Source organism: Actinopolymorpha sp. B9G3, assembly GCF_040120725.1.
GTDB lineage: Bacteria > Actinomycetota > Actinomycetes > Propionibacteriales > Actinopolymorphaceae > Thermasporomyces.
On sequence record NZ_JBEEAB010000029.1, the window covers coordinates 64,680 to 75,366 of the forward strand.

The following is a 10,687-nucleotide window of genomic DNA, read 5'->3' on the forward strand; positions in this document are numbered from 1 at the left end:
GCGCTGTGTGCGGGACTGCTCATCTCAGCTGCGCCGGCGCAGAGTGCAGCTGGGTTCCGTCACCCGGGTGTGCTCGTCACCGCTGCCCAACTGGAGTTCGTACGCGAGAAGGTCGCCGAGGGCGCCGAGCCCTGGGCTAGTGCGTTCGACGAGATGGCTGCGAGTGATCTGGCCTCTCTCGACCGTGAGGCCAATCCACGGGAGATCGTCGAGTGCGGGTCGAACTCCCAGCCCAACAACGGGTGTACCGATGAACGAGAGGATGCCCTCGCGGCCTATACGCAGGCGCTGCTGTGGAACCTCACGGGCGAGGAAGCCCACGCGCAGAAGGCGATCGAGATCCTCGACGCCTGGTCCGGGACGCTCAAAGACCACACCAACTCCAACGCGCCCTTGCAGGCGGGCTGGTCGGGTGCGTCGTTTGCGCGAGCCGGTGAGCTGATGAAGCACACCTACGGCGGCTGGCCGGCGGATCGGGTGGAACGCTTTGCTGCGATGCTACGCGATGAGCACCTGCCGCAGGTGTTGGTCGACCGGCGGCCGAACCACAACGGCAACTGGGAGCTCATCATGTTGGACGCCGCGGTGGGGATCTCGGTGTTCCTCGATGACAGGGAGTCCTTCAACACCGCGGTCGACATCTGGAAGCGTCGGGTTCCGGCGTACTTCTATCTCGAGTCTGACGGAGCGCTACCCGTGCCACCGCCGGATGGCAACAAGGACACGCCAGAATCGATGATCGGCTACTGGCACGGCCAGGAGACATTCGTCGACGGCGTGTCGCAGGAGACCTGCAGGAACTTCGGCTACGTGGGCTGGGGCTTCGCCGCCACCGCCCACGTCGCCGAGACCGCTCGGCATCAGGGCATCGACCTGTACGGAGAGGTACGGGAGCGGGTCACCAAGGCGCTGGAGTTCCACGCCGGCTATGAGCTGGGTGAGCCGGTGCCGGACTGGCTGTGTGGCGGAACCAAGCAGCGCAGTATGGGTCCGACACTCGAGGTCGCCTACAACTACTACCACGGCTTGCACGGCATGGACCTCCCCAAGACCGGCGAATGGTTGGAGACGAGCGGCATCCGGCCGACGCACGCCAACTACTTCCTGGCCTGGGAGACGCTGACCCACGCCGGCAATCCGATCGGACAGCGCTGGGCGCCGGACCTAGGACCGGCACCGCCGGAGACGACGCTCCTGCTCGACCCGACGTCCAACCAGGTCGTCGAGCCAGGCGGCAGTGTCGAGGTCACCGCCACGTTCACTGTCGACGACAACAGCACCGTCGCCGTATCAGACGTGTTGGTCGCGGCCGAACTACCCGAGGGTTGGACCGTCGAAGGTGATCCCATCCGCCAGGAGAGGCTGGAGGTGGGTGAGACCGCCACGACGACGTGGACGGTCACTGCGCCGAGTGACGCTCCCGACGGACGTCTCACCATGCCGGTGCACGCGTCCTACCGGGCAGCTGATCCCAACCACGGCCGCGAGACCCATGAGCGCGACCGCCTGGCCCTGCTCGTGGTGACCAAACCAAACCTCGCGACAGCGAAGCCCGCCACCCAGTCCAGCATCGGCTTCGGCGGTGTGCCGGAGCGTGCGGTCGACGCCGACACCAACGGAAACTGGTCCGGCGGCTCGGTCACGCACACCACGTTCGAGGACCAGCCGTGGTGGCAGGTCGACCTTGGCGCGGTACATGAGATCGGCGAGATCGCGATCTGGAACCGCACGGACTGCTGCAGCGAGCGGCTGTCGGACTACCACGTCCTGGTGTCCGACGAGCCGTTCACCTCCGGCTCGCTTACCGACGTGCTGAATCAGCCAGCCGTCTGGAGTAGCCACCAAACCACACAGGCGGGTTCGCCGACACGGTTGGTGGACCTGAACCGTACCGGCCGCTACGTCCGCGTACAGCTCACCGGCAACAACGCCCTGTCTCTCGCCGAGGTCCAGGTCTTCGCGCCGTCCTCATGACCCAATCTCACGGGACAGCTGGGTGATCGTTGTCGTCCTCACTCGCCGGTCTGATCACGGAGTGCGTTCCGCCGCCACACGGCGGGCTCGGTGTTCCTCGCGAGATCAGCCAGCCGTCGCGCTGTGGTTAGGCGGTGTGTAGAGGCTGGGGCCTCTACACACCGCCTGGTGCGCACCCCACGCCGACAGCACGTCGCTTCGGCTCGGTTCCGGTGAAGGCGACACATTCATACCGAGCGTTACAGCATCGTCATCGTGGCAGCCCAGTCTCGTGGCGGCTTTCAACCCGCCGCTCGCAGCAGCAACGCCTCCAGCTCTGCTCGCCTGGCCTCCAGCTCAACGACCGCCTCTTCGTAGTCCGATCGAGCTTGTGCAGCCTTGTCGTCGATGCCGGGGCGGAGCGATTCGCCGTCGAGATACGTATCGCCGATGATCTGCCACAGCCGCGATAGCCGGTAGGCCGCAGCACCGCACTGCCGGGTCGCGTCCTTAACCTCGGCAAACTTGACCGTGAACTCCAACTCGTTGTCGCTCATTCAATGACCCCTTCCACCCCCCTGGCGTAGATCCCGCCGGCTCATGTCGTCGGACATGCCGAGTACTCTCGGGTGGCCTGCCACTCGATGATCGTAATCGGCCCACATGGTCGGTCTCATCGACGTCGACCAGGTACCTTCCCGCGGCGCGCCAGGATGGACGGGCCCCTCTCCCCTGCGCAGGGCCTCGGGCCGGGTCGGTCTCGCGCCGCGCGCCGCTGCGGCCGCGTTGCTGGCGAAGACTTGGCCGAACCCAGCTGTACGGATTGTCCCCGTTGCGCAACCGAACCGTGGCGTTGATCATTTCTCTACAGAGGGACAAAGGAGATGACATGCGTGAGGACCCGGCGCTCGATGACGCCACGCGGGTCGATCTGCTGCGAATGATGGTCCTGCTCAGGACGTTCTATGAAGGGATCCGGCGGGAGGCCGAGGCGGTGGGCGCATCGCAAGCGGGCAAACCACGCCTCGCAGGAGGGAGCGGGCGTCCGTCCCCAGCGGGTGAACCGCCTCGCCGCGGCGGCATGCGTGTCAGCCTGCTCGGGTGCGAGCCGATGGCGGCCGGGTTCGGCGTACACCTGAGACTGGACGATTCCGTCACTTCGCCGCGGCAGCCGCATTACCTTGCGATCGCCCGCGGGATCGACCTGCGCTGTGTGGTGAACGAGGCGATCGGGGCCACCCACGGCCATCAGCAGCCGGACGATTCCGACAATGGGGAGCGGCAGACGGTTCCCGGCCTCCGGATGTCTGGTACGGGCGCGGAAGGCGCCGGGTATCTTCCTGCTCTGGGCCGGGCGCTCGCCTACCAGCACCGGGGATCGGACCGCGTGGCGGTCGCGATCCTCGGCCAGACCATCGCGACCGAAGACGGATTCCGGTCGGCCATCCAGCTTGCCGGTCTGTGGAAACTGCCGGTCGTCTTCGTCCTGTGCACAGACCGCCTGGTCGCAGCACCGGAGCCTGGCGGTGATCCGATCGGCGGGGACGCGGCCGGCTACGGCATCCCGACCGTCCGGGTGCCCAGCGTCGCGGTAGAGGCCGCGTGCACGGCCGCCGGTCGTGCCGTTCGCCGGGCGAGGTCTGGCAAGGGCCCTACGCTCGTCGAGGTGCAAACGATGTGGGCCGGACCATCCGGCAGCGCGTCCAGCCAGGAGGAGGTCGAGGACCCTCTCACCAGTTATGAGCGGGCAATGCGCGGGCGTGGGCTCGTCAACGACGAACTCATGGCGCAAATCCGCGCGGAGGCGACCTACCTGATCAGCGACTCCCTGCGCCAAGTCGTCAGCAGCCACCGCGAAGGTCCCAACGGCTGTCCACTGTGTGCACAGAAGGCGGCCTCCTGAGCCCGGACTGCATCACCGCCGCGAGCCGCAGTTCGTCCCTGGGTTACGGCAATGTTCATGGGTGTGCTCGGCCACGCCCGCACCTATGACGACATGCGCCGGATCGTGTCCACGGTGATGGACTCCGTTCCCTCTGGCAGCTACCTCATCCTCTGGGACGGCACCACCGACAGCCAGCGACGCCGACCTCGGCGAGACACGACCCATCTCGGCCTACTGCAGCGGCTCCCAGGTCGAGAAGTCATTGAACAAGGGCAACCGGCACCTCCAGCCATTCAAGGGACTTCACGTAGGTGAACCTTGCCGCGTACCGATCTGGACGACGGAGCGGTGCTCTCGGGTGCAGCCGCGAACGGCATCAACCATGCCAGCCTGTTGCGGGCCGTAGCCGAACAGGCACCGGGATGACCTTGCCAGACGTCGATCCGAGGCTCCTGGCTTGGGTGTGACGGTTCAGTGAACCCTGAATTTCGCAGTCCAGTCGGCGTTGACATGATCGGCCTGTCGACGGTGCCCGATCACCAGTTGCTGGTCCGGCGGAAGGCGGAGGCCGAGATAGTCGAGCACTTTGTGTGCAGCGCGTAGCGGGTCCGCCGCCAACTCCTCATAGACAACCTGATGCGGCACGATGCCGTGGGCGTCGAACCAGAGGGCCCAGTCCGCCTCGAACTTCTCGATTGCGGCGACCAGCCGGCCAATCAGTTCTTCGTCATAGTGAGGATGTTGACCTCCGGGTTTGACGTCCTCGTCCGGATGCCAATAGTGGGTTTGCAGCGCCTTCGCCCACGACACCGCCTGGGCCACGACATCACGTCGTCGCAGGTGAACGAATCTGAGCCGACCGAACTGGGCGCTCAACAACTCCACATCGGTCACCGCTGATCCAGAATCGGCGGCGGCAAGGTCACCGATCAGTTCCGGCAGCGTCTCGGCCATGATCCTTCCGCCGAAGACGCCGTTGGATGTCCTGCCGGCGGCGAGCGCCGCTCGAACGTACGCTTCGTCGATCCGTCCGTCACGAGGTCGATCGATCCGCCAGTCGTCGGCGTAGTCATGCAGACCGCGACGGTTGAAGTAGGAGGCGGGGCGGCCGGCGACTCCGGACGACTTCAGCAGTCCGCACAGCAGGGTACTTCCAGTGCGTGGCGTCGCGCAGATCAGGTACGAATCGAAGCCTGGATGGGTCACAGCGGTCAACGCTAACCAGACGCCGAGCCGCACCCCAACCGAATTTCCGCAGGACGATCCCGTCTCGTCATCAATCGGTGCGGGTCACCATCAACCAGCTGACCTGGATGTCCGGTGCCCTGGTGGGGGCGATGTCCACGACGATCTCGCCATCGTCGCCGACTGAGATGTTCGCGTACTCTCCCGTGGTGTAGTCGCTCGTGAAGAGCCGCTCCTCGTCGACGACGGTGCCGTTGATGCTGACCTGTGCGGCGCGGTTGGCCCATGGCCATGGATCCCAGTATCCGGCGTGGACGGTGTAGGTTCCGCGATCCAACCCCGTGAAGGTGTACGTGAGTGGCTCTTTGTCCTTGGCCCACCTGAGGGTGTTGTAGAGGTCGCCTGCAGCGCCGCCGTATGTCCCGCTCGAACCGGTGTAGCCCCACGTTGTGCCGGTACCAGGATCGGCACCGACAGGCTGCTCCGGCGTGGAGTTGAGGAGACCTGCTTCGGACGAGCCGGCATCGGCGAGGAGCTGCCAGTCAGCCGTTGCGGCTCCGCCGGCATTCACGACGTACCGCAGGCCGTGGGGTACGACGACAACGTCCCTGGTGAAGGTGCGGCCGTCGTCAAGGGTGCCCCGCAGCTTGGTCGGGCCCGGCTGCGCCACCGTGGACGGATCCCACGAGACGGGGTGGGTCGTCGTGACGCCGGCCTGACTGACCTGGACTTGCGTCGGCAGCGTGCTGGTGTCGCGGAGCCAGACGTGGTCCGGCATGGGCGTGGTCACCGTCCAGTGCTGGTACGGCTGGAGGTCATCCAGTTGCCACTCGGCGTCCGGGCCGATGGTCAGAGTTCCGTTCTCACCGAAGCTCATCGGCATCCACACGTACGGGGACGTTGCCAGCGTGCTCGGGGTCCAGCGGTCGCCCATGAAGATGAACTTGTTCTGCTGCCGGTCGTACGGAATCACGTTGGTGCTCTGCGATCGGTAGGTGTCACCGGCACCTGGCCCGGAGATAGGGTTGCCGCGGTCGGTCCAGGTGCCGAGAATCTCGGTCGCCGTCGCGTAGCGCGCAGGGTTCGGATCCCAACCCGTAGCTCCCGACGTCACCAGGTAGTACCTGCCCTCTGACTTGAACATCGCCGGCGCCTCACGCTGGTTGCACGCGAGAGTACGCACAAAGTCCTTGCCCTGCACCGCAGTCTCCGGTGGTGCCGACAGGTAGGTGTATGCCGCATTGAGCTTGGAGATGTACATCGTCCGGTTCTCCTCGGACGAGTAGATGATGTAACCGATGCCGTCGTCGTCGACGAACAGCGTCATGTCGCGTGCCATCCCACCGGCGGGATCGAAGGCGGGACTGCTGCCGCACCATGGCACCGAGTCGCTGGGAACGTGGTTCAGCCGGTACGACCCGAGCCACCGGAAGGGACCCTTCGGGGAGTTCGCGATGGCGACCCCGGCCTCAGCGCGGGCATACGTCGAAGTGCTGGTGGGCGACGACGGCCCGTCGGAGTGGACCCACATGACCCACTTCCCCGTGGCCTTGTTGTAGATCACCTTCGGCCGCTCGAGGATCGAGGGCCTGGCCCACCCATCGGTTCGTTCCAGATTGGTGGACAGGTCGCGCCACACGATCTCGCGTTGCTCGGCGGTGTAGTCCTTGTAGAGATGCGCGAAGTACTTGTCGTTCGTGAACTGGTCCTGGGAGCTCAAGGTGCGCAGGGCCAGGCCGTTGTCCTTCCAGTTGTAGAGGTCGTGGGAGGAGTACAGGTGGATGCCCGGGCTGTCGAAGTAACCGTTGCTACGGTCCTCGCCGTACCAGTACCAGATGCGCTTCCCGTCATCGTCCACGGCCTGGAGGACCTGTCCGCCGTGAGCCTGGATGACCTTGCCATCGGTGTCACGCCACTCCGCCCCGGGGCGGAAGGAGGTAGAGGGAGTGCCTGCCTGGCGGTCAGCCACCGGGTCGCTCGTCATGGCCGATGCCGCAACTGCTGTCGGAGGTAGCAGAGTGACCACTCCTAGAAGGACGGCCGCCCGAAGCGCACCACGGGTTCGGTAGTGGTGGTGCGGTCGCGTACCGAGGGCCATGGCCCCCTCCTTCGAGTGGATGAACAAGCTCACGCGGCACGACATGCATCCCCTGGGCGAGCTGGTACACGAGGCGATGTACGCTCCCGCGGCGAGCCGCGGCGGCCACGACGGACTTCGGGTGACGCTTCCGCTAACAGGTGAACAAAGGCTTGCCGTGAGGGACGCCGCGATCAAGCCTGGCGACCGTCATCGGTCAGGACACACAGCCAGCCGGTGTCGGACACATCGTTGTCGATTGACAGGCCGGTCACCAGACTTTCGCCAGGTGTCCAACGAAGTCTCACGCAAACCACGACCATGACGCCGGAGAGACACAGTGATCAGGCGACGGACAACCCGGGACATCAGGTTGGCGAACCGATTCGGTGTGCTCCGCGAAGTGATCGCGGGCAGGCCGATCTCGCGACAGGAGATCGCTGCCAACACCGGGTTGAGCCTCGCGACGGTGTCGACGCTGATCGGGGAACTGCTCAACTTCGGTGTCGTCGCGGAGACAGGCTTCGCAGACTCTGGCGGCGGCCGTCCACGCGGCCTGGTCACGGTCAACCGTGCGGACGCTCGGCTTGTCGGCGTGGACATTGCGGAGACCTACGTCCACACCGAGCTGTTCAACCTGGGACTTGACGTGATCGCCACCGAAGAGGAGGAGGTGCGGCCAAGCGAAACAGACCCTGGCCAGATCGTCAGACATGTCGTGTCGGGCGTGCGCTCGGTACTCTCCGGCGTCGCGGCCGAGACCGTCCTCGGCGTGGGCGTGAGCGTGCCTGGCCAGGTCCAGCGCGAGAGCGGAGTGTCGGTCTTCGCACCGAACTGGGACTGGCACGACGTACCTCTGCAGACACTTCTCTCCCAGCACCTGGACCTGCCCCTGCATCTCGACAACCCGCTCAAGGCGAGCACGGCTGCCGAGCTGTGGTTCGGCGCCGGCAAGAGCCGCGACAACGTTGTCGTGGTGACGCTGGGCACCGGTGTCGGGGCCGGTATCGCGGTGGACGGATCGCTCTACCGCGGCGAAACCAACAGCGCCGGCGAGTGGGGTCACACCACACTCGTCCTCGGCGGGCGCCCTTGTCACTGCGGTGCAAACGGATGCGTCGAGACCTATGTCGGGGCGCCCGGAATCATGCAACATCTACGTGAGCTCGATCCGCGCAGCCCACTTCTGCACCCGCACGACCAGACCGCGACCATCGACTCGCTCGCGTACGCGCTGAAGATCGGCGATCAGGTCGCCGTAAAGACGGTGAGGGAGACCGCACGTTACCTCGGCGCGGCCGTCGCCTGCCTGATCAATCTCCTGAACCCCGGCGTGGTGGTCCTGAGCGGCTGGGTCGCGGCAAGGCTAGGTAGCCCACTCCTGGATGAGATCCGCGACGTCCTGACCCGGCATACGCTGCAACGCCCCCTACGTGCCGTCGAGATCGAGCTGTCACCCCTCGCCAGCAACCCCGTCAGTCTCGGCGCCGCCACCTTCGCACTCGAAGCCATGCTTGCGGCACCACATCGGCTCCCCTGGTCTCGAGGTCGAGCGCACCCCGGCCAAGGTGCGCTGGCCCGACACACCCTGAACGGATGAAGGCCATATCCCTGTGACAACGCAGCCAATCCAGATCATGCGGCGTCCAAGGCGTCGCGCTGGAGGATCGGAGATCTTGTGAGAACGACTCTTTGGCGCCTCACCTTCGCAACGCTCTCGATGATGGCCGTGGCGGCAGCCTCGGCAGTTTCCGCAGCGGCGTCGCCGTCCACCGGACCCGCCGGCACGGCTGAGTTTCGCGGCGTCAACTGGGCGGACCCGCGGGACAACTTCGCCGCCGACGAGGTTGTTCCGTCCGGCCTGAGTGTCGGAGACGATTACGCCTCCACGTACCACAAGGCCTCGGGCATCGTGCGGGAGTTCCGCCACGAGCTGAGGGCCAACACGATCCGGCTGCCGATCAACCCGTCAAGTGTCGGGACCGACTGGTGGGAGTCGTACCAGGGCGCCATCGACGCCTCGATCGACAACGGCTTCAAGGTGATCCTGAGCTACTGGGAGGCGAACAACGCCAGGGACGGCCGGGTCGACGACCCAGAGGCCTTCCGCGCCATGTGGGACACGGTCGTCGACACGTACGGCAAGAACCCGCGGGTGTACCTCGAGCCGATGAACGAGCCATTCGGCTACTCGCTCGACGAGTGGGTGTCCCTCACCTCATCGTGGCTCGCGCTGCACAGCGAAGTGCCACGGGGCCGGATCGTCATCTCGGGCACCGGATACAACGACAACGTGACCGGTGTGGGCGCGGCGCCCGAGCTGGAGGGCACCCTGCTCTCGCTGCACTTCTACGGGTTCTGGGCCGACCACACGACCGAGGAGGAGTGGCTGGCGAACCTGCTGCCTCGCATCGGTGACTACGGCTGGCGCACGATCATCGACGAAGCCGGCTCGCCGATGACGATCGGCCTGAACTACGGCAATCACGAGGGCAATGTCTCCACGTCGTACCTCGGCGCACTCACCGAGACGGCGCGCGGACAGGGCATGGGCATCGTCTACTGGCCGGGCCTGCGCGACGGCGACTCGTACTCGATGACCACGCTGGTCGGCGAGGGTGACCTGGAGGTCAACAGCGTGAGCGGCCTGGCGCAACTGCAGTGGGGTTGGGGCCTGCTCAAGGAGGAGCCGTTGAACGATCTGCCGCCGTCGCCTCCAGGTGAGCCGCTGCGAGGTGTGGCCAGCGGCCGCTGCGTCGACGTACCGGGCTGGTCGACGACGAACGGCACGGCCCTGAATCTGTGGGACTGCAACGGCGGTGGCAATCAGTCCTGGAACTGGACCGCCGACAAGCAGTTGACGATCTACGGCAGCAAGTGCATGACGATCGGCGGCGACGGATCCAGCGCGGGCAGCCCGGTCATCATCACCGACTGCACGGGTGCGCCCAACCAGGCCTGGGAACTCCACGACGACCTGTCGATCACAAGCATCGGCTATCCCGACCTCTGCCTGGACGCCGCCGGTGCCGGAACGGGCAACGGGACACGGATCGACGTCTGGTACTGCAACGGGGAATCCAACCAGCAGTGGACCCGCTCATAACTGCCGGAGGCTCCGCGAAATGTCTGTCCGGTCGGGTCACGTCTTCGGTCTCGTTGGGTTGCGGAACAAGGGACGCCGCCCAACCCAGTCGGCAAGCACGCGCGACCATCGGCTGACCCTGCTCCGGCCCGTTCGGGGTGGGTGGTCTTGCCGGGCCCGCAGTTGGGACGCCAGTCGCCGTGCGCGCTGCGCCTGGATGATCGTCTCAGCGCGCTGCTTTGCTATCTCGGACGCATAACAGCGGAAGTAGGGGTCGATCACTTTCTCCCTCACATGATGGTGTTACGCCGGGTGTCATGTCCGACCGTGGATGTGCGCGTCCTCACGGGAGGCACAGCGCAGCGAACCTTCGACTAGGTCGTGTCTCCTAAAGATGTGGTGTGTGGTCGGCCAGTATTGGTTTCATGATCCGTTCAGGTGTGATCGACGATGGTTTGTGGTCTGTGATCGAGCCGGTTCTTCCTTGTGGGGATGGGCGTCA

At 65.6% G+C, this 10,687-nt stretch carries 7 protein-coding genes; 4 read left to right on the top strand and 3 right to left on the bottom strand.

Annotation, left to right across the window (positions count from 1 at the left end; translation table 11 throughout):
- Positions 1-69 precede the first annotated feature (69 nt).
- Entirely contained in the window at positions 70-1,974 is a 1,905-nt protein-coding gene (locus ABNF93_RS31150; RefSeq protein WP_349331828.1) for a galactose-binding domain-containing protein, read from the top strand.
- Between the two features lie 281 nt (positions 1,975-2,255).
- On the opposite strand, the gene ABNF93_RS31155 is transcribed toward ABNF93_RS31150, so the two are convergent.
- A complete protein-coding gene (locus ABNF93_RS31155) occupies positions 2,256-2,510 on the bottom strand; it encodes a hypothetical protein (RefSeq protein WP_349331829.1) in 255 nt (84 codons plus the stop codon).
- Between the two features lie 332 nt (positions 2,511-2,842).
- Between ABNF93_RS31155 and ABNF93_RS31160 the strand changes: the two genes are divergently transcribed.
- A complete protein-coding gene (locus tag ABNF93_RS31160) occupies positions 2,843-3,856 on the top strand; it encodes a thiamine pyrophosphate-dependent enzyme (RefSeq protein WP_349331830.1) in 1,014 nt (337 codons plus the stop codon).
- 453 nt (positions 3,857-4,309) lie between these two features.
- Here the strand turns inward: ABNF93_RS31160 and ABNF93_RS31165 are convergent, their stop codons facing one another.
- Both ABNF93_RS31165 and ABNF93_RS31170 read right to left on the bottom strand, forming a co-directional pair.
- Positions 4,310-5,077: a Stf0 family sulfotransferase gene (locus ABNF93_RS31165; RefSeq protein WP_349331831.1), complete on the bottom strand. Its 768-nt coding sequence runs from the start codon at positions 5,075-5,077 to the stop codon at positions 4,310-4,312.
- Positions 5,078-5,114: 37 nt separating this feature from the next.
- Positions 5,115-7,121, bottom strand: coding sequence for a glycoside hydrolase family 43 protein (locus tag ABNF93_RS31170; protein WP_349331832.1), 2,007 nt, complete (start codon positions 7,119-7,121; stop codon positions 5,115-5,117).
- 352 nt (positions 7,122-7,473) lie between these two features.
- Here ABNF93_RS31170 and ABNF93_RS31175 point away from each other — a divergent pair, with 352 nt between their 5' ends.
- Together ABNF93_RS31175 and ABNF93_RS31180 are read left to right on the top strand one after the other, a co-directional pair.
- Entirely contained in the window at positions 7,474-8,700 is a 1,227-nt protein-coding gene (locus tag ABNF93_RS31175; protein WP_349331833.1) for an ROK family transcriptional regulator, read from the top strand.
- A 78-nt stretch (positions 8,701-8,778) separates the two neighbouring features.
- Complete coding sequence (locus ABNF93_RS31180) at positions 8,779-10,206, top strand: ricin-type beta-trefoil lectin domain protein (RefSeq protein WP_349331834.1); 1,428 nt, start codon at positions 8,779-8,781, stop codon at positions 10,204-10,206.
- The last annotated feature ends 481 nt before the right edge of the window (positions 10,207-10,687 follow it).